The organism is Microbacterium sp. NPDC055502, assembly GCF_053643635.1.
The window spans coordinates 359,242-377,922 of record NZ_JBSHKJ010000002.1; the positions used below are offsets into that span (position 1 = coordinate 359,242).

Consider the following 18,681-nt stretch of genomic DNA (forward strand, 5'->3'; position numbering starts at 1 on the left):
CCGGACGGTGCGGGCTAAGGTTAAGGCTCGCGAGGAAACCAGAGACAGGAACGGATGACGGAGACGAAGATCCCCTCCACCGACGACCAGACGGTCGACCGAGTGCTTTCGAACGCGGAGAAGCGATCGGAGGTCCGCGTCTTCGGCGCCGCCCAGGCCCTGCAGGACGAGGCCACGGCCGCGCACTCGCAGACCGACGGTCAGCAGTGGGACCTCGAAGATCGCCATGCGCTGCGTCGCGTGGCCGGACTCTCGACCGAACTGGAAGACGTCACCGAGGTCGAGTACCGACAGCTACGGCTCGAGAACGTCGTGCTGGTGGGCGTGTACCCGCAGGGGGCGCAGGAAGACGCCGAGAACTCGCTGCGCGAGCTGGCCGCGCTGGCCGAGACGGCGGGTGCCGTGGTCCTGGACGGCGTGCTGCAGCGGAGGCCCCACCCTGACGCCGCGACCTATCTCGGACGAGGCAAGGCGCAGGAGCTGAAGGACATCGTGGCCGCGGTCGGCGCGGACACCGTCATCGCGGATACCGAACTGGCGCCCAGCCAGCGTCGCGCCCTCGAAGACGTCGTCAAGGTCAAGGTGATCGACCGCACGACCGTGATCCTCGACATCTTCAGCCAGCACGCGAAGAGCCGCGAGGGCAAGGCCCAGGTCGAGCTCGCGCAGCTCGAGTACCTCCTTCCGCGGCTGCGCGGATGGGGTGAGTCCATGAGCCGCCAGGCCGGTGGGCAGGTCGGCGCAGGCGGCGCGGGGATGGGATCGCGCGGCCCGGGTGAGACGAAGATCGAGCTGGATCGTCGTCGCATCCGCACGAAGATGGCGCTGCTGCGCAAGCAGATCCGCGACTTCGCGCCCGCTCGCGAGGCCAAGCGGGCCGAGCGCAAGCGCAACACCATTCCCTCCGTCGCGATCGCGGGCTATACCAACGCCGGCAAGTCCAGCCTCCTGAACGCCCTGACGAGCGCCGGCGCGCTCGTCGAGAACGCCCTCTTCGCCACCCTCGACGCGACCGTGCGCCGATCGGCGACCGAGGACGGCCGTGTCTACACCCTCACCGACACGGTGGGCTTCGTGCGGAACCTGCCGCACCAGCTGGTCGAGGCTTTCCGCTCCACGCTGGAAGAGGTGGGCGACGCCGATGTCGTGCTGCACGTCGTCGACGGGTCGCACCCCGACCCGGCCGGCCAGCTGCAGACGGTTCGCGACGTGATGGGCGACGTCGGGGTGCGCAACCTGCCGGAGATCGTGGTCTTCAACAAGGCCGACCTGATCCCCGAGGATGAGCGTCTCGTGCTGCGCGGCCTGGAGCCGCACGCGCACTTCGTGTCGTCGCGCTCGGGGGAGGGCATCGACGAGCTGCGGTCCGCGATCGAGGCGGCGCTGCCCCAGCCCGCGGTCGAGATTCGTGCGGTGGTCCCGTACGACCGGGGCGACCTCGTCGCCGCGATCCACGAGACGGGCATGCTGCTCTCCGTCGAGCATCAGGAGCAGGGAAGCGCCGTGCACGCGCGGGTGTCCAAACGTCTGGCGGCCGAGCTGGCGCCGTTCGTCGCGGAGGGGTGAGCTGCGCGCTCAGCGGGCGAGGAAACGCGCCTCGACGGTTGCCGAGATGACGATCTCCTCCGGCTCGTACTGCATGGAGGGTGCGGCGTCGGCGGCGAACGCGACCGCTCCGCGAGCCTTCATCAGGGGCGTACCGGGGCCGGGGTGGCCGGGGGCGATCAGTCCGACGTCGGCCAGTTCGACGGGCGAGACCTGATGGAGGCCGACGGCACCCGCGTACGCCTCGGCGCGCAGCACGGCGGCCTCCACGGCGCGGGCCGCGACCTCGCGTTCGACACGGGTGCGGGTCTCGGGGGTGAGGTGCCAGTCCACCCAGCCGACCTCGACTCCCTCCCGCGCTGAGACCTCGGTGACCCACAGGGAGAGCTCGCCGTCCTCCGCGAACGTCGCGGTGAAGTTGACGCCGGCCATGTAGACGGGCGCGAGGCGCGAGCCATCGCTGCTCCACGGGCGCTCCGCCCGGACGCTGAGGTTCGCGCTGCTCCAGTCGAGCGCTGACCCGGTCTTCGTGCGCTCGGCGAGGTCTTCGCGCACGGGCTCGGAGAGACGCAGGGCTTCGTCGACCACGGGGCCGCGCTCCGGCCCCTCGGCACGGACGGAGACACGGACGGTGGCACGCTCGGGGTGGACCCGCACTTCGTGCTCACCACGGACGGTGACGATGACCTCGCTCATGCGCCGACTCTACGCGAGCCGGTCGGGGCAGGGGCGGAATGGCGAAGGGCCTCCGAACGTTGTAACCTGTGATGCTCGGGTGCATGTCGCCCGGCCTGGTAATTCCACAGTGTGACAGCGGCTCCTTCGCGAGAAGGACCACGGGGCTGATCGGTTTCGACAGCGCCTGTGAATCCACGAGAAGCGGGCCGAGGATGCAGAGTTATCTCGTAAACGCTCTCTGCAAAACAATAGTTGCCGAATCCAAGCGCAACGACTTCGCCCTCGCTGCCTAAGCGAGCCCGATAGTCCGTCAGACCGTATGTGATTCCGATACGGATCCTGGCGTCATCTAGGAATCTTGCTGCGTGACGGCGTCTGGACGTCACGTGGGACTCTTCCCAGGCTGGGCTCGTCGACTTAGGTGTCTGTGACAAAGGTCGGAGCCGAGCAGAACGCTTCCACAGACTGCGCCCGGAGAAGGCGTGGAGACTCAGCGTTGGACGGGGGTTCGATTCCCCCCAGCTCCACCAGGTCGCTGTCACAGACGAAGCCCCCGTGTTCCTCATGAACACGGGGGCTTCGTCGTTCCGAGACCGGCTAGTCGGCGTCGGTGCCGTCGTGAGCCTCCACGTCGTCGTCGCCGGTGGGTGGCACCGTGGGCGGTTCGCCCTTGTTGTCCTCGGCGCCGAGGTTGTCGTTCTCGTCGGGCCCGGGGGAGGATTCGGTGCTGATGTCGTTGCGGTGGCTGTCGCTGCTCATGCGCGTTCCTTTCTGGGTGACTTCCTCCACCCTCTCCTCCCGGAGGATCGGGGGCCAGACGGTTGACAATGCGACCACGCGCGGCCCAGGGAGCAGACGCGGAGGAGGGCATGCCGCAGGAGACGCCGGCGCAGCCTATATTGAGGCCGTGACGATGACCCCGCCCACGCCCGCCGACGGACTCACGCGCGCCCAGGTGGCGGAACGCGTCTCGACGGGCCGAACGAACGCGTTCACGGCCGATACGAGCCGGAGCGCCTGGAGCATCGTCCGCGCGAACGTGTTCACCATCTTCAACGGGATCGTGTTCGCGTGCTTCTTCGTGCTGTTCGCGATCGGGCGGTGGCAGGATGCCCTTTTCGGTCTCGCCGCGTTCTCCAACGCGATCATCGGCTGCGTGCAGGAGTTCCGAGCGAAAGCGGCCCTCGATCGCCTCGCCCTGATGAACGCCCCGCGTGCGCTCGTCCGACGGGACGGAGCCGAGACGGAGGTGGTCCCCGGCGATGTGGTGCTCGACGACGTGCTCGTGCTGCGTGCCGGCGAACAGGTCCCGGCCGACGCCACGGTCACGCAGTCCCGCGGGCTGCAGATCGACGAGTCGATGCTCACCGGCGAGTCGGACCCGGTCGAGAAGCACCCGGGCGATGAGGCGCTGTCGGGGGCGGTCGTCGTCGCCGGCGAAGGGCTCGCCGTCACCACCCGGGTCGGGGCGGACTCGTACGCGAACCGGTTCACGGGTGAGGCGCGGCGGTTCTCGCTGGTGGCGAGCGAGCTCCGGTCGTCGATCGATCGCGTCCTCACCTGGGTGGGCTGGATCATCGGTCCCGTCGGGCTCCTCGTGCTGAACGCGCAGATCATCGTGACCGGCGGCTATGCGACGGCGTTCAGCTCAGGCTCGTGGCAGCAGGCGGTCGTCAACACGATCGCCGCGTTGACCGCGATGATTCCGCTCGGCCTCGTCTTGATGACCAGCATCGCGTTCGCGGTCGGAGCGTCGCGGCTCGCGCGTCGACAGGTGCTGGTGAACGAGCTGCCGGCGGTCGAGGGGCTCGCTCGTGTCGACGTCGTGTGCCTCGACAAGACCGGCACGCTCACGGTGGGCGACATCGTCTTCGACGCCGAGCACACGATCGGCGGCGCGTCTCCGTCCCGTGCAGACGAGGTGGCCGCCGTGCTGGCCTGGTATGCGGCAGCTCCGGACGCGAACTCGACGGCCCGTTCCCTGCGCGCCGACCACCCGGTGCGCGCACCGCTGCACGTCCGCGGAGACATCCCGTTCTCCTCGGCGCGCAAATGGAGCGCCACGGTGTTCGAGGAGGTCGACGGCACCTGGGTGATGGGGGCACCGGAGATGATCTTCGGCGACGAGGCCACCTCGAGCAGCACCGAGCTCGGCCGCACGGTCACGAGGCTCGCGGAGAGCGGGCGCCGCACGCTGGTCCTCGCGCGGGCGGAACAGCCGCTGTCCGAGTCGGAGATCGCCGAGGAGCGCCTGCCCGCCGGACTGGCCCCCGTCCGCGTCCTCACCTTCCGCGAACAGGTGCGTCCTGACGCCGCGCAGACGCTGGAGTACTTCCGCCGCCAGGAGGTGGCCATCCGCATCATCTCCGGAGACAACCCGCGGACCGTGGCGGCGATCGCGCGCGAGGTCGGACTCGACGTGGAGGAGGGGTTCGACGCGCGGGAGCTCCCCGACGACGATGCCGAGCTCGCCCGGCTCCTCGACAGCCAGCAGGTGTTCGGGCGGGTGACGCCGGAGCAGAAGAAGCGCATGGTGACCGCGCTGCAGAGCCACGGACACACCGTCGCCATGACCGGAGACGGGGTCAACGACGCCCTGGCGATCAAGACGGCCGACATCGGGATCGCCATGAACTCCGGCTCGCCGGCGACGAAGGCCGTCGCGCGCCTCGTCCTGCTCGACGGGCAGTTCTCCCACCTGCCCGACGTCGTGGCCGAGGGGCGGCAGGTCATCGCGAACATCGAACGCGTCTCGATGCTGTTCCTCACCAAGACGGCGTATGCGACGACCCTCGCCGTCGTGTTCGGTGCGCTGATCCTGGCCTTCCCGTTCCTCCCGCGCCAGCTGTCCATCACCGACGGCCTCACCATCGGGATCCCCGCGTTCTTCCTGGCGCTCATGCCGAACGCCTCGCGCTACCTCCCCGGCTTCCTGCGGCGATCCCTCAGCTTCGCGATCCCGGCCGGCGTCGTCGTGGCGGGCGGCCTCACCTGGTACGACGCTGTCGCGCGCGGTCTCGGCGTCTCCGAGGAGCAGCTGCGTACCGGCGCGACCGTGATCCTCGCGATCGTCGGCATCTGGGTGCTGGCGGTGCTGGCGCGGCCCCTCAATCGCTTCAAGGTCCTCGTGGTGGGCGCCATGTTCGTGCTGCTCGTCGGCATCTTCAGCCTGCCGCCGGCGCGCAGCTTCTTCGCCCTGGTCGATCCGGGGGAGGAGCTCGCGCTGGCCCTCACCGGGATCGTCGCGGTGATGATCGCCGCGATCGAGATCATCCGGTTCGTCCATCGCCGCGTCGTCGTCGATCGTGTTCGCCCGAGCGGCGACCGCACCGGCGAAACCGAGCGCGCCGCTCAGGCTGCCCGCGGCAGCACCGTGGCGCGGGTCCTCACGAATGGGGTCGCAGCCCTCGCCTATGTCTTCGGCCTGCTCGCCACGGCGTTCGGTGTGCTGGTGTTCCTCTCGCGCTACGAGGGGACGGTGGGACGGACGGCGTTCTCGCTCCTCGGCGCATCGATCGCCCTGTTCGGGCTCCTGGTGCTCGCGATCGCGGCGGGCGTGCGGCGGGGCAGCGGGTTGTCGCGCCTGTTGCTCACGATCGTGCTGACGCTCGCCATCGCGGTCAGCGTCGCGGTGCTGCTCGCGGGGGATCGCTGGGACTGGGGTGCCGGGATCACGGGGCTGGTCGCGGGCGTGCTCGTGACCCTGCTGTGGACGCCGCCGACGACGCACCGGTTCGGGCGCATCCGCGACAGCTCGATGGGGCGCGGTCGCCCCTGAGCGGCCGCGGTGCCCTCAGCCCGCCCAGTCGACGAGCAGCAGGCTCTGGCGGGTGTCGGCGAACTTCACCCAGCCGTCGCCGAAGAGGTAGGTCATGCCGTAGCCGTCCTCATCGGTTCCCATCGAGAACTCCGGGTCCTCCGTGACGTACACGCCCTCTTCCGACTCCTCGCGCTGCCACCCCTCGGCGAGCAGCCCGGCCTGCGCCTCCGCCGCGTCCGCGGCGCTGACGCGGGCCCATCCGTACAGCTGACCGTGGTCCGAGGGCACCGAGAAGTCGGCCCAGAAGCAGAGCAGTCCCTCGGTGAACTCCACGCCTCCGGCCCGGAACTCCTTGCCCTGCGCACTCCAGCCGGCCGACGTCAGCGCGGCGACCGTGCCGTCGGAGATCATCGACTCGCACGTGAGCTCCTCGCCCGTGGGTTCGGGCGCCGGAACGGGGGCGGGGGAGGACGTCTCGACCGTGGTGTCGGCCGTGGCAGGAGGAGAGCGGGTGGGCTCGGCGTGCGGAGCCCCGCTGCAGCCCGCCAGCAGCAGCACCAGCAGCGCGCCGGTGGCGGCGGGAAGGCTGCGGGCGGTCATGGGGGTCCTCGGGATCGCGGTGGCGGTCAGTCGTCGTGCAGGAGCGCGATGAGGTCCTGGTGAAGGACTCCGTTGGTGGCGAGTGTCGAGCGGGCGGAGATCGTCTCGCTGCCTTCGAAGGACGTCATCCGGCCGCCGGCTTCGCGCACGATCGCCACGGCGGCCGCGATGTCATACTCCTTCACATCGAACTCGGCCACCATGTCGAGGCGGCCCTCGGCCAGCAGCATGTAGGCGTACACGTCGCCGTAGGCGCGGTCCCGCCAGACCCGGTCCGACAGTCGGAGGAGGGCGTCGAGGTGCCCGGCGTCCCGCCACTGAGCGATGCTCTGGAAGCTCACGCTCGCGTCATCCAGGGAGGACACGGCGGAGACCGTCAGCCGTCGTTCCTCGCCGTCCACGGCGGTCCACGCGCCGTCGCCGGCGGCCGCCCACCAGCGTCGCCCCAGCGCGGGCATGCTCACCACCCCGACCTGGGGCACCCCGTTGACCGCCAGAGCGATCATGGTGCCCCACAGCGGCACGCCGCGCAGGAAATTCGCCGTCCCGTCGATCGGGTCGATGATCCACTGTCGGTCCGTGGCCCCCTGTGCGCCGAACTCCTCGCCGAAGATGCCGTCATCGGGCCGCTCGGTCTCGAGGATGCTGCGCACTGCACGCTCGGTCGCCAGGTCGGCGTCGGTGACATGCGACCGGTCGGCCTTGGTGGAGATCTCCAGATCCGCGGCGTCGAAGCGCGGCAGAGATTGGGCGTCCGCCGCGTCGGCGAGCCGGAGGGCGAGGGCAAGGTCGGCGCGCAGGTCGGTCGCGGCAGGGGGCTGAGTCACGCTCCCAGGATAGTGGCGGTGACCGCGCCGCCCTGAGTGACCATCGGCCACCATGGCCGCGTCCCGAGGCGTACGCGTGCGCTTGGCGCGCCCGGGCGGCACACGATTTCGTCGGCGGCTGATCGGCTGGTAATGTAATTCCTCGGTCGGGGTTATCCCGGGCCACGCACCTCTAGCTCAATCGGCAGAGCAACTGACTCTTAATCAGTGGGTTCAGGGTTCAAGTCCCTGGGGGTGCACCACGCAGAAGCCCTCGATCCGTGCTCCACGGTCGAGGGCTTCTCTCGTACGGTGCTCGTCCGGTCGACGGCGTGCGGTCAGGCGCGCCGGACGGACAGCATCTGCCAGCCCTCCGGAACCTTGGCCTCGAGCGACGCCATGTCCTCCGCCTCGATCTGCTCGACGCCGTCGACCCGGCGGAACGTTCCCGTGGCCTCCATCTTCGCCTCGCCCTTCAGCATCCGCACCGGTGCGGATGCCAGGTCGAACCCAGGCTGCGCGTGGGCGGCCAGCTGTGTGCGCACATCCTCGAGGGACGTGCCGACGACGTCGGCGGTTGCGGTGCCGAGGGGGCGGATGAGGGCGATGAGCATCCTCCCAGCTTAGGAGGCGCGCGACGCGTCAGAGGTCCCAGTCGAGGGCGGATCGCAGATCGACGGGAGGAGGCGCATCCGTGGTGCTCCGCCGCAGGTAGACCGCCACGCGAGAGTGCGCCGTGATCAGCACACTCGTCAGACTGTCGCCGGTGGCGAGATCGACGAAGGTCGGCTCGGAACGTGCCGCAGCCTCGATGCGCGTCATGAGGTCAGCCACGTCGGTGCTGGACGGGAGCGCGAAGTCGTGCCCATCGATCTCGATGTGCGTCGTGGTCGTCTCGGTGTTCCCCATGCGGTCCACGGTAGGCAGGGCTCACCGAGGCGGCAAGAGGGGTTGAACCAGCCTGCGCATCGTGTTACGGGCGGTCACGCCGGGGCGAGGACCGCTTCGCGATCCGTCGGTGCCTGCTCTGCGGGCTCGGACACCAGGTACAGCCCGGTGGGGGCGTTGGCCGTGAACGCGAGTGCGTCGACCCAGGCCCGGTTGACGGCCGGCTGGCGGCTGCCGCTGTACTTGAAGACGAGCGAGCTGCCCGCGTGCACCCATACCGTGGTGCGTCCGCCGCCGATGCTGGCGTCTTCCCGCCAGGTGAAGCCGAACGGCTCCCCGCGGCGGAGCTTCGCGGTCATGACGAGCTGGACGTGTGTGAGTGCCCGATCCTCGATCTCGACCTTCACGCTGTTCTCGTACACGAAACGACCCATGACCTGCTTCCTGTTCCGCCACAGAAACCTGTGCCAAGAGGCGCAACCAAGATGATCACTGGTGTGGTGTTCCTCTACGGTCTCACACATTCGAGGAACCGGGTACCCCGGCCGGCGACAGGGGCGTCTCAGGCGACGGGATCGAGGAGGGTGGGGTCGTACGGGTCGAGCGTGCGGGTGTTGCTGACCTTGCGGTCCACGATGCGCCCACGGATCGTGGCGGCGACATCCGCCGAGCTATGGTCCAGCATCGCCAGCGCGTCGAGCTTCGCCTGCCCGGTCAGCTTGTCCGGGCTGAGCCAGGTGTCCCACGTGTCCGGCGTCAGGAAGGCCGGCATGCGGTCGTGGACCTCGCCGCTCGCGTCCCTGGCCTCCCTGGTGACCACGACGAAGCATCGCACCCGCTCTCCCTCGTGCTCCATGGACCACGTCAGTCCCGCGGCGGCGAGCAGGCCGTCGGCGTGCAGGAAGTGCGGGGTCTTCCGCCCCTTCTCGCCGGTCCACTCGAAGTAGCCGCGCATCGGGACGATGCACCGGGCGGCGGAGAACGCGGGTGCCCAGAACCCGGCCGCCAGCTTCTCCATCCTGGCGTTGATGAGCGGCGCGCGCTGGGGGCGGTTGGGCGGGCTCTGCCAGTCCCAGCGGACGAGCTCGAGGATGCGGCCCTCACCGCGGTCGCGGACGATCGGTGCGTTCTCGGTGGGGGCGATCGAGTAGGCGCCGTGCCACGACTTCCACCAGTCCTCGGGACGGCCGCCCTCGGCGACGAACTCGCGGATCAGCTCGTCGGTGGTCGCATCGTTCGCGAATCGTCCGCACATGTCTCACCCTCGCAGATCCGTGTCCGCCGATGCCCCGCGCACCGGACTCGATCGTCCCATCATGCTGCACGGGGTGCGCGGGTGCACGGCCCTGGATGCACGGAGCCCGGATCAGGCTCCGGCGACGTCGATCACGGTGCCGTGCGTGAGCTGCTCCAGTTCGGCGAAGGTGAGGGGCATCACCGTGTGCGGGTGCCCTGCGGCAGCCCAGATCTCCGGGAACGCCGTGAGTGCGCGGTCGAGGTAGGTCGGCAGCGGTGCCGGGTGCCCGACCGGTGCCACGCCGCCGATCGCCTGACCTGTCGCCTCCCGCACGACGGACGCCGGCGCCATCGAGACCTCCGTGGCGCCGACACTGCGCGCCAGGACGCCGAGGTCGACCCGGTGTCCGCCGCTCGTCATCACGAGCACCGGGTCACCGTCGGCGAGGAACACCAGGCTGTTGGCGATCGCGGCGACCTCGCAGCCGATGGCGGCCGCGGCCTCCGTCGCGGTTCGAGCGGAGTCGGGGAGGACCCGGATCTCCGCATCGACACCCGACTCGACGAGGTGCTGATGCACCAGGCGGCTGCGTTCGGGAAGCGAGGGCGCGTCGGTCATGGCACCACGGTAGTGGAGGCGCTCAGGCCGCGTCGCCGACGACGATGGCCTGGGCGTCCTCCGCCGCGGGGTCAGCGGGCTCGTCGTCGATGTGCGCGAGGGCACGACGGCCGAGGAACACGGTGAGCGCGGCGAGGAGCACCGCGACCGCCGCGAACAGGTACGGAACGGTCGCGCTGAACAGGTGCCACAGGAGTGCCGCGATCGGCGGAGCCATCGCGCCACCGAGGAAGCGGACGGCCGAGTAGGCGGACGATGCGACCGAGCGGGGCAGATCGGTGGCCTCCATCACGGCCTCGGTCAGCACCGTGTTCATGATGCCGAGCAGCAGGCCGCCCACGATGATGCACGCCACGAGCGCGGCGGCGCTGTCGACGACGAGTCCGGCGACCACGAGGTCGATCGCCAGCAGGGGCAGCACGACCAGGATGATCCGGGTGCGGGGCATGCGCCGCATCAGCACGGGTGCGACCCACACGCTGGTCACCGCGAGCGCGACACCCCAGCCGAAGAAGGTGAAGCCGATGCCCATCGCGCCGAAGCCCAGGGGGAACGGCGAGAACGCCAGCAGCACGAAGAAGCCGATGTTGTAGAACAGCGCGGCGACGGCGAGGATCGCGAGCGCGGGACGACGGAGTGCTGTGAACGGCGCGGAGAACGGAACGGGCGTGCGCTTCTCGCTCGGGCCGCGCAGCAGCAGGGACACCGCGATGAACGCGATCGCCATGAGCACGACGACACCGAAGAAGGGGCCGCGCCAGCTCTGCTCGCCGAGGATGCCGCCGAGCAGCGGACCCACGGCGATGCCCAGACCCAGGGCTGCCTCGTACAGCACGATCGCCGCGCCGCTGCCGCCCGAGGCTGCCCCGACGATGGTCGCGAGAGCCGTGGAGATGAACAGCGCGTTGCCGAGGCCCCAGCCCGCCCGGAACCCGATCACCGCGTCGACGCTGCCGCTCAGGGCGCAGAGGAGAGCGAACACCACGATCAGCGCGAGACCGACGAGAAGCGTCGCTTTGGCGCCGATACGGCTGGAGACCCAGCTGGTGACGAGCATCGCGAGGCCGGTGACGAGGAGGTAGCTGGTGAACAGCAGCTCGGTCTCGACCGGTGACGCCTCGAGCGACTCGGCGATGGCGGGCAGGATGGGGTCGACCAGCCCGATGCCCATGAACGCGACGACGCAGGCGAACGCGACCGCCCACACCTGCGCGGGCTGCCTCCAGACGGACGGGGTCGATGCGGCGGTGGTCTGGGTCACTGGTGGTCTCCTGCTCTGTCGGCGGTGGTGCGCTCGGCGAGGATCCGGGCCGCGCGGGTGAGCGCGGCCCAGTCGTCGTCGTCGAGGTCTGCGAATCGCGGGGCGATGGTGGAGCGGAACTCCGCCCTCCACTCGTCCACGGCTGCCGTCCCGGCCTCCGTGATGGCGACCGTGATCGCCCGGGAGTCGTCGGGATCGGGGGAGCGGTGCACGAGCCCCTCGCGTTCGAGGGTGCCGATCAGCCGCGTCATGCCGGGCTGGGTCGTGCGCGCCGCCGCGGCCAGCTCGCCCACGCGACGGGGCCCCGTCTGGGTGAGCAGGCTGAGGACGCGCCACTGTGCCGCCGGGGCGTCGTTCCCCGCGTCCTGAGCGGCGATCCGGCCGAGCGCGTACCCGGAGAGCACGAGCGACGGGATGACATCCACGCGATTCATACCAGCCAGTATATATCGCTTGGTATGTATACGCGTCAGCGGCGGGCGTTCGCGATCCGCGCCGAGAGCTGATGGGCGTGCGCCAGCAGGATGCGGCCCAGCTCGGCCTGGCGATCCGGTCCGAACCGGAAGGCCACACCGGTCAGGCTCAGCGCCCATTCCGGGCGCCCCGCGCGATCGAACACGGCGGCGCCCAGGCCCCAGCTGCCCTCCACGATGAGACCGGGGTTCACGGCGTACCCGCGCTCCTTGGTCTCCGCCAGTCGCGCACGCAGGGGAGCCCGCCCGTGGGCGCGACCCCAGCGGGTCTCCAGGTCGGGGTGGCGTTCGAGATAGGCATCCACATCGTGGTCCGGCAGGAAGGACAGGATCGCCAGGCCGGCGCTCGCGACACCGAGGGGGAAGCGCACCCCCTCGCTCAGGACGAAGGAGCGGATCGGGAACGAGCCCTCCTCGCGCAGCAGGCAGACGGTCTCGTCGGCACGGCGCACCGAGAAGAACGCGCTCTCCTCGGTCGTGACGGCGAGCGAGCGCACGATGTCGCGCGCGAGGCCGGTCACGTCGTAGCGCGCCGCCGCCACGGATCCCATCAGGAACAGCTCCGGCCCCGGCATCCAGCGCGCGCTGTCCGTGTCCCGGTCGACCAGGCCCTCCACGCGGAGGGCGGTGAGCAGCCGATGCGCCGTGGAGCGCGACAGCCCCGAGGCGCGAGCGAGCTCCTGCAGCGTCGCGCCCTCCGCCCCGGACGCGGTGACCAGGCGCAGGAGCCCGGCCGCCCTCGCGATCGCCTGGGCCCCGGGCACGCTTCGAGACGTCGATTCCACATTGTGGACGGTAGTCGGCCTGCGGGCCACATCACAAGACCGTGCTGGCGTGGTCGCACCCGCCGGGCGGATCCTGGAGGAGAGCACGAAACCGAAGGAGCAGACGTGATCGACAAACACTGGGAGTCCGCCGCCGCGGCCGTCGCGGACATCCCCGACGGCGCCTCTCTCGCGGTCGGCGGGTTCGGCCTCTCCGGCAATCCGATCGCCCTGATCGAGGCTCTCCTCGCCCAGGGCACGACCGACCTGAGCATCGTCAGCAACAACTGCGGCGTCGACGACTGGGGGCTCGGCATCCTCCTCGCGGCGCAGAGCATCCGGAAGATGACCTCGTCGTACGTGGGGGAGAACAGGGAGTTCGAGCGCCAGTTCCTCAGCGGCGAGCTCGAGCTCGAGCTGACGCCCCAGGGCACGCTCGCGGAGAAGCTGCGCGCCGGCGGTGCGGGTATCGCGGCGTTCTTCACACAGACGGGTGTGGGCACACAGGTTGCGGAGGGCGGCCTGCCGCGCCGCTACCACCCGGACGGCTCCATCGCGGTCGCATCGCCGGCGAAGGACGTGCGCACCTTCGACGTGGGCGGGGAGCCGAGGGAGTTCGTGCTGGAGGAGGCAATCACCACCGACTTCGCCCTCGTGCACGCCGCCCTGGGCGACCGTCACGGCAACCTCGTCTTCACCAAGGCTGCGCGCAACTTCAACCCGCTCGCGGCCATGGCCGGACGCATCTGCATCGCGCAGGTGGAGCGGCTCGTGGAGCCCGGCGACCTGGACCCCGACACGGTGCACCTGCCCGGGGTGTTCGTGCACCGCATCGTGGAGGTCGGCACCGACATCCCCAAGCGCATCGAGCGACGCACCGTCGCGGCGGAAGGAGCCTGACATGGCGCTCACGCGAGACCAGATGGCCGCCCGCGCCGCCGCCGAGCTGCAGGACGGCTCCTACGTGAACCTGGGGATCGGGCTACCCACGCTCGTGCCCAACCACGTGCCGCCCGGCGTGACCGTGGTGCTGCAGTCCGAGAACGGGATCCTGGGGGTCGGGCCTTACCCGCGCGAGGAGGAGGTCGACCCCGACCTCATCAACGCGGGCAAGGAGACCGTGACGACGCTCCCCGGAGCGGCTTTCTTCGACTCCGCCCTCAGCTTCGGCATGATCCGTGGCGGGAAGATCGACGCCGCGATCCTCGGTGCCATGCAGGTGTCGGCCGCGGGCGACCTGGCGAACTGGATGATCCCGGGCAAGATGGTCAAGGGTCCGGGCGGCGCCATGGACCTCGTGCACGGCGCGGGCAGGGTCATCGTGCTGATGGAGCATGTGGCGAAGGACGGGTCGGCGAAGATCGTCGACGACTGCTCCCTCCCGCTCACCGGCCGCGGAGTGGTCGACCGCATCATCACCGACCTGGCCGTGATCGACGTGACGCCCGACGGCCTGGTGCTCGTCGAACTCGCCCCCGGTGTCACGATCGACGAGGTCGCCGCCGCCACGGAACCGCCCCTCAGCCTCTCCCCGGAACTGCAGAACGGAAGGACCCCCACCCATGACTGACAACCACATGGTGACGGACGACGACGTGGTCATCGTCGCCGCCGCGCGCACCCCGCAGGGCCGGCTCAAGGGTCAGCTCGCCGCGTTCACCGCGCCGCAGCTGGGCTCGTTCGCGATCCGCGGCGCTCTGGAGCAGGCACACGTCGACCCCGGCGACGTGGATGCCGTGATCGTCGGACAGGTGCTCGCCGCCGGCTCGGGACAGAACGCGGCCAGGCAGGCGGCGATCGGCGCGGGGATCGGCTGGGACGTGCCGGCGCACTCCGTGAACAAGGTGTGCCTGTCCGGGCTGACGGCCGTGATCGACGCCGCCCGCATGATCCGCACCGGCGACGCCGAGGTCGTGGTGGCTGCGGGCATGGAGTCCATGACCAGGGCCCCGCATCTGCTGATGGGGTCGCGCGACGGCTGGGCGTACGGCACCGTCGAGGTGCTCGACCACCTGGCCTACGACGGCCTGACCGACGCGTACGACCGCGAGAGCATGGGGGCGTCCACCGAGCGGCACAACGAGCGCTTCGGCCTCACGCGCGAGGCTCAGGACGCGGTCGCCGCGCTCTCGCACCAGCGGGCCGCCGCGGCGCAGGAGTCCGGCGTGCTCGACGCGGAGATCGTGCCGGTCGAGGTGCCGCAGCGACGCGGTGAGCCGCTGCGCGTCACGAGGGACGAGGGCGTGCGCCCCGACACCACCGTGGAGTCGCTGGCCGGGCTGCGTGCCGCGTTCGCGGAGGGCGGCAGCATCACCGCGGGAAACTCCTCGCAGATCTCCGACGGCGCCTCGGCCGTCGTCGTGGCGACGCGGCGCATCGCGGAGGCGAAGGGCTGGCCCGTGCTGGCGACCGTCGGCGCGAGCGGGCAGACCGCTGGGCCGGACAACTCGCTGCAGGCGCAGCCCGCACGGGCGATCGAGCGCGCGTGCGAGAAGCAGGGCATCACGCCGGCGGATCTGGACATCGTGGAGATCAACGAGGCGTTCGGTGCGGTCGTCGCCCGGTCGCAGACCGAACTGGGTCTCGACAGCGACATCGTCAACGTGCACGGGGGCGGGATCGCGATCGGCCACCCGATCGGAGCGTCAGGGAACCGCCTGGTCGTGCACGCGGCTCACGAGCTCGTGCGACGCGGGGGCGGCACGGCCGCGGTCGGGCTGTGCGGCGGCGGCGGGCAGGGCGAGGCGCTCATCCTCACCCGGTGAACGACCGCGGGCCGTGGGGGCGCGTCAGGACCGCTTGTCCTGGGCGTGCCCCTGCGCGTCGGCGAGGGCCTTCTGCGACCGGAACTGCAGCCGCTGCGCCTTCTTCGACTTCTTGACGGACTGCGGGGAGTCGGCGTCGACCGGGACGCCGTGGCGCTCGCGACGCATGTCGACCACGGCGCCCACCGCGAGTGCCATCGTGATGCCCCAGCTCACCCACGACAGGAGCGAGCGCCAGGTGATGGGTTCGTTGCGGGTGCCGCGCAGCAGCGAGATCCCTGCCGAGATCGCGGCGACGAGTCCGGTGCTGAAGAGGTAGCGCATGCCCCTACGCTACCCGCCGCCCTCCGTCCCTCGCCCTGCCTTGACAACGCGAGGGCGGTGCTGGCAGGGCGCCCATGCAGGCGGGGTCGTTATCATGGGGGAGTCGCGGGTCACCCGCGGCCGCACACACCGTGTATCTACCGGCCGCCGGCCTCTCCGGCGGACAGCGGCGGCACCCGACATCGCGTCATCGACGCGCGAGAGCCATGACACACGTCACCGTCACCCCTCCTGCCCGCGCCCACGAGCCGAGCCTCTTCCGCCTCGCCGGCCTGCCCTACTTCCTGATCGCGTTCATCGCGCGACTGCCGTTCGCCATGATGGTCGTCGGCGTGCTCACCGTGGTGGTCTCGGCCCGCGGCTCCCTCGCCCTCGGCGGACTCACCTCCGCCGCGGTCGGCCTGGGGACCGCCTGCTTCGGGCCGCTCCTGGGCGCCGCGGCCGATCGGTTCGGTCAGCGCGCTGTGCTTCTCGTGCTCGCGGTCGGCAACGCCGCCATGCTGCTGCTGTTCACCGCGGTCGTGTACGGCGAGGCCGCCGACGGGTTCGTCCTGCTCGCCGCGGTCGGCATCGGGGCGACGGCGCCCCAGGTGGCCCCGCTGTCCCGCTCCCGCCTGGTCACGCTGATCGTGGAGCGGATGCCGGAGGAGCGCCGCACCAGGACCGTGTCCGGAACGATGGCGTACGAGTCGGCGGCCGACGAGACCGTGTTCGTGTTCGGGCCGTTCCTGGTCGGCATCCTCGCATCCGCTCTCGCGCCCTGGGCCCCGCTGGTGGGCGCGGCGGTCCTGACGCTGGTCTTCGTGGGAGCCTTCGCCCTGCACCCCAGCGGTCGCCAGGTGTCGCAGGACCGCGACGCGGACGGCCGTGCTCCCTCGGCCGTGTCCGAGCTGTTCCGCCCGCGACTGCTGATCGTGGTGCTCGGCATCCTGGGCGTCGGACTGTTCTTCGGCGCGATGCTCACCTCGCTCACGTCGTTCATGGCCGACCGCGGTGCGCCGGAGCAGGCCGGGCTGCTGTACGGCGTGATGGGCGTGGGATCGGCGGCGCTCGCCCTGGGCGTCGCGTGGCTCCCCGCCCGCTTCACGCTGCGGGCGCGGTGGCTCGTGTTCTCCGCGATCCTGCTCGCGGGCACGCTGCTCCTCTGGGTCGTCGACAGCCCCGCGGCCATGATGATCGCGCTGGCCGTGATGGGCATCGGCATCGGCCCCACCCTGGTCACGCAGTACAGCTTCGGTGCGGCACGCAGCCCACGCGGTCGGTCCGCGACGGTCATGACGATGCTCGGATCCGGTGTCGTCGTGGGTCAGTCCATCGGCGCGGCCGTGGCGGGCGAGCTCGCGGAGAGCGCGGGAACCGAGGCCGCGCTGGTGCTGCCCATGGTCGCCGCAGCCATCGCGTTCGGCGCGGGTGTCGCGAACTGGGCCCTCAGCGGCGTGACGCATCGACGCGCGCCCGTCAAGCCCTGAGCGCAGATCGGCGAGCGCCGCGGTTCCTCGATAGCCTGGATGAAACCCCCAAGGAGCTCTCCGTGACCGCTGCTGACTTCGTCGTCGTCGCCAACCGCCTACCCGTCGACCGGGTGGTGGGCCCCGACGGCGAAGAGACATGGCGCACCTCGCCGGGCGGTCTCGTGGCCGCCCTCGAGCCCATGATGCGCCGTGTGCACGGCGCCTGGGTCGGCTGGCCGGGGCAGCCCGACGTCGCGTTGGACCCGTTCGAGGCGGACGGCATCGATCTGATCCCCGTCGCTCTGAGCGCGGAGGAGGTCGCCGACTACTATGAGGGCTTCGCGAACGACACCATCTGGCCGCTCTACCACGACGTGATCGCGCCACCCCAGTACCACCGCGAGTGGTGGGAGGCGTACGTGACGGTGAACCGGCGCTTCGCCGAGGCGGCCGCGGCAGCCGTGGCGGAGGACGGCACCGTCTGGGTGCACGACTACCAGCTGCAGCTCGTACCGCAGATGGTGCGCGAGCTGCGACCCGACGTGACCATCGGCTACTTCCACCACATCCCGTTCCCCGCGCACGGCCTCTATGCGCAGTTGCCCTGGCGCGACCAGGTGCTGCGCGGCCTGCTCGGGGCGGACGTCATCGGCTTCCAGCGGGCGCAGGACGCGACCTACTTCCTCACGGCGGTGCGGCGTCGGCTGCGCTATGAGGTCAAGGGAGCCAACGTCGCCGTACCCGAGGGCGGCGAGACCAGGACCGCGCTCGCCAAGGCGTTCCCGATCTCCATCGACACGGCGCCGTACCTGGAGCTCGCCGCGCGACCGGACGTCCGGGCGAGGGCGGCCGAGATCCGCGCGAGTCTCGGCAACCCCAAACGGATCCTGCTCGGGGTCGACCGCCTCGACTACACCAAGGGCATCGGTCACCGGATCAAGGCCTACGGCGAGCTCCTCGAGGACGGGCGCCTGGCCGTCGAGGACGTCACGCTCATCCAGGTCGCCAGCCCGAGCCGCGAGCGCGTGGACGCCTACGCCCACCTGCGCGACGAGATCGAGCTCGCGGTCGCCCGCATCAACGGCGACCACGACACGGTCGGACACTCCGCCATCCGCTACCTGCACCAGGGCTATCCCCGCGAGGAGATGGTGGCGCTCTACCTCGCGGCCGACGTGATGCTCGTGACCGCGCTCCGCGACGGCATGAACCTCGTGGCCAAGGAGTACATCGCGACGCGGACCGACAACCACGGCGTGCTGGTGCTGAGCGAGTTCACGGGTGCCGCCGACGAGCTACGCCAGGCCGTCCGGGTCAACCCGCACGACATCGCCGGGCTCAAGGACGCCATCATGGAGGCCGTCGAGATGTCGCCCGCCGAGCAGGCGCGCCGCATGAGGTCGCTGCGGCGCCGCGTGCTCGACAACGACGTGAACGCCTGGTCGACCTCCTTCCTCGAGGCCCTCGCCGCGGTACGCGGTCGCTGAGCCCGCCCGATACCCGCACCTCGA

Annotated in this window: 20 protein-coding genes, 1 tRNA gene and 1 other RNA gene; 9 read left to right on the top strand and 13 right to left on the bottom strand. The window is 70.6% G+C overall.

Features of this window, described 5'->3' with window-relative positions; translation table 11 throughout:
* Positions 1-54 precede the first annotated feature (54 nt).
* Positions 55-1,566, top strand: a complete 1,512-nt coding sequence (gene hflX / locus ACWH95_RS12710; RefSeq protein ID WP_454120763.1) for a GTPase HflX — start codon at positions 55-57, stop codon at positions 1,564-1,566.
* A gap of 9 nt (positions 1,567-1,575) precedes the next feature.
* Here hflX and ACWH95_RS12715 read toward each other — a convergent pair whose 3' ends face one another.
* A complete protein-coding gene (locus tag ACWH95_RS12715) occupies positions 1,576-2,241 on the bottom strand; it encodes an SIMPL domain-containing protein (protein WP_454120764.1) in 666 nt (221 codons plus the stop codon).
* A 142-nt stretch (positions 2,242-2,383) separates the two neighbouring features.
* On the opposite strand from ACWH95_RS12715, the gene ssrA reads away from it, so the two are divergent.
* Positions 2,384-2,753, top strand: a transfer-messenger RNA (tmRNA) gene (gene ssrA, locus ACWH95_RS12720).
* A 67-nt stretch (positions 2,754-2,820) separates the two neighbouring features.
* On the opposite strand, the gene ACWH95_RS12725 is transcribed toward ssrA, so the two are convergent.
* Complete coding sequence (locus ACWH95_RS12725; RefSeq protein WP_168387320.1) at positions 2,821-2,982, bottom strand: hypothetical protein; 162 nt, start codon at positions 2,980-2,982, stop codon at positions 2,821-2,823.
* 154 nt (positions 2,983-3,136) lie between these two features.
* On the opposite strand from ACWH95_RS12725, the gene ACWH95_RS12730 reads away from it, so the two are divergent.
* A complete protein-coding gene (locus ACWH95_RS12730) occupies positions 3,137-6,001 on the top strand; it encodes an HAD-IC family P-type ATPase (RefSeq protein WP_454121002.1) in 2,865 nt (954 codons plus the stop codon).
* Positions 6,002-6,016: 15 nt separating this feature from the next.
* On the opposite strand, the gene ACWH95_RS12735 is transcribed toward ACWH95_RS12730, so the two are convergent.
* Both ACWH95_RS12735 and ACWH95_RS12740 read right to left on the bottom strand, forming a co-directional pair.
* The gene (locus ACWH95_RS12735) at positions 6,017-6,583 is read right to left on the bottom strand and encodes a hypothetical protein (RefSeq protein ID WP_454120765.1); all 567 of its coding nucleotides are present in this window, start codon (positions 6,581-6,583) and stop codon (positions 6,017-6,019) included.
* 26 nt (positions 6,584-6,609) lie between these two features.
* A complete protein-coding gene (locus ACWH95_RS12740) occupies positions 6,610-7,410 on the bottom strand; it encodes an inositol monophosphatase family protein (RefSeq protein ID WP_454120766.1) in 801 nt (266 codons plus the stop codon).
* A gap of 166 nt (positions 7,411-7,576) precedes the next feature.
* Here ACWH95_RS12740 and ACWH95_RS12745 point away from each other — a divergent pair.
* A tRNA-Lys gene (locus tag ACWH95_RS12745) sits at positions 7,577-7,652 on the top strand.
* A 75-nt stretch (positions 7,653-7,727) separates the two neighbouring features.
* On the opposite strand, the gene ACWH95_RS12750 is transcribed toward ACWH95_RS12745, so the two are convergent.
* From ACWH95_RS12750 to ACWH95_RS12785, 8 genes are all read right to left on the bottom strand, one after another.
* Entirely contained in the window at positions 7,728-8,003 is a 276-nt protein-coding gene (locus ACWH95_RS12750) for a hypothetical protein (RefSeq protein ID WP_136034984.1), read from the bottom strand.
* Between the two features lie 28 nt (positions 8,004-8,031).
* The gene (locus ACWH95_RS12755) at positions 8,032-8,298 is read right to left on the bottom strand and encodes a hypothetical protein (protein WP_136034982.1); all 267 of its coding nucleotides are present in this window, start codon (positions 8,296-8,298) and stop codon (positions 8,032-8,034) included.
* 74 nt (positions 8,299-8,372) lie between these two features.
* The gene (locus tag ACWH95_RS12760) at positions 8,373-8,711 is read right to left on the bottom strand and encodes a DUF7882 family protein (protein WP_136036733.1); all 339 of its coding nucleotides are present in this window, start codon (positions 8,709-8,711) and stop codon (positions 8,373-8,375) included.
* A 128-nt stretch (positions 8,712-8,839) separates the two neighbouring features.
* Entirely contained in the window at positions 8,840-9,532 is a 693-nt protein-coding gene (locus ACWH95_RS12765; protein WP_454120767.1) for an SOS response-associated peptidase, read from the bottom strand.
* 111 nt (positions 9,533-9,643) lie between these two features.
* Complete coding sequence (locus ACWH95_RS12770; RefSeq protein ID WP_454120768.1) at positions 9,644-10,132, bottom strand: YbaK/EbsC family protein; 489 nt, start codon at positions 10,130-10,132, stop codon at positions 9,644-9,646.
* Positions 10,133-10,154: 22 nt separating this feature from the next.
* Positions 10,155-11,393: an MFS transporter gene (locus ACWH95_RS12775; protein WP_136036736.1), complete on the bottom strand. Its 1,239-nt coding sequence runs from the start codon at positions 11,391-11,393 to the stop codon at positions 10,155-10,157.
* Entirely contained in the window at positions 11,390-11,827 is a 438-nt protein-coding gene (locus ACWH95_RS12780) for a MarR family winged helix-turn-helix transcriptional regulator (RefSeq protein WP_136034971.1), read from the bottom strand. The genes ACWH95_RS12775 and ACWH95_RS12780 overlap by 4 nt, the downstream gene beginning before the upstream one ends.
* Positions 11,828-11,862: 35 nt before the next feature.
* The gene (locus ACWH95_RS12785) at positions 11,863-12,630 is read right to left on the bottom strand and encodes an IclR family transcriptional regulator (RefSeq protein ID WP_372490590.1); all 768 of its coding nucleotides are present in this window, start codon (positions 12,628-12,630) and stop codon (positions 11,863-11,865) included.
* A gap of 126 nt (positions 12,631-12,756) precedes the next feature.
* Here ACWH95_RS12785 and ACWH95_RS12790 point away from each other — a divergent pair, with 126 nt between their 5' ends.
* The 3 genes from ACWH95_RS12790 to ACWH95_RS12800 are packed head-to-tail and all read left to right on the top strand — an operon-like array spanning position 12,757 to position 15,395.
* On the top strand, positions 12,757-13,530 hold the full coding sequence (locus tag ACWH95_RS12790) for a CoA transferase subunit A (RefSeq protein ID WP_454120769.1): 774 nt from the start codon (positions 12,757-12,759) through the stop codon (positions 13,528-13,530).
* A gap of 1 nt (position 13,531) precedes the next feature.
* Entirely contained in the window at positions 13,532-14,200 is a 669-nt protein-coding gene (locus ACWH95_RS12795; protein WP_247638697.1) for a CoA transferase subunit B, read from the top strand.
* On the top strand, positions 14,193-15,395 hold the full coding sequence (locus tag ACWH95_RS12800) for an acetyl-CoA C-acetyltransferase (protein WP_240744681.1): 1,203 nt from the start codon (positions 14,193-14,195) through the stop codon (positions 15,393-15,395). The genes ACWH95_RS12795 and ACWH95_RS12800 overlap by 8 nt, the downstream gene beginning before the upstream one ends.
* 24 nt (positions 15,396-15,419) lie before the next feature.
* On the opposite strand, the gene ACWH95_RS12805 is transcribed toward ACWH95_RS12800, so the two are convergent.
* The gene (locus ACWH95_RS12805) at positions 15,420-15,719 is read right to left on the bottom strand and encodes a hypothetical protein (RefSeq protein WP_025103262.1); all 300 of its coding nucleotides are present in this window, start codon (positions 15,717-15,719) and stop codon (positions 15,420-15,422) included.
* 206 nt (positions 15,720-15,925) lie between these two features.
* Between ACWH95_RS12805 and ACWH95_RS12810 the strand changes: the two genes are divergently transcribed.
* Positions 15,926-17,188, top strand: a complete 1,263-nt coding sequence (locus ACWH95_RS12810) for an MFS transporter (protein WP_378822742.1) — start codon at positions 15,926-15,928, stop codon at positions 17,186-17,188.
* Positions 17,189-17,250: 62 nt separating this feature from the next.
* Complete coding sequence (locus tag ACWH95_RS12815; RefSeq protein WP_136036740.1) at positions 17,251-18,657, top strand: alpha,alpha-trehalose-phosphate synthase (UDP-forming); 1,407 nt, start codon at positions 17,251-17,253, stop codon at positions 18,655-18,657.
* Positions 18,658-18,681 lie beyond the last annotated feature (24 nt).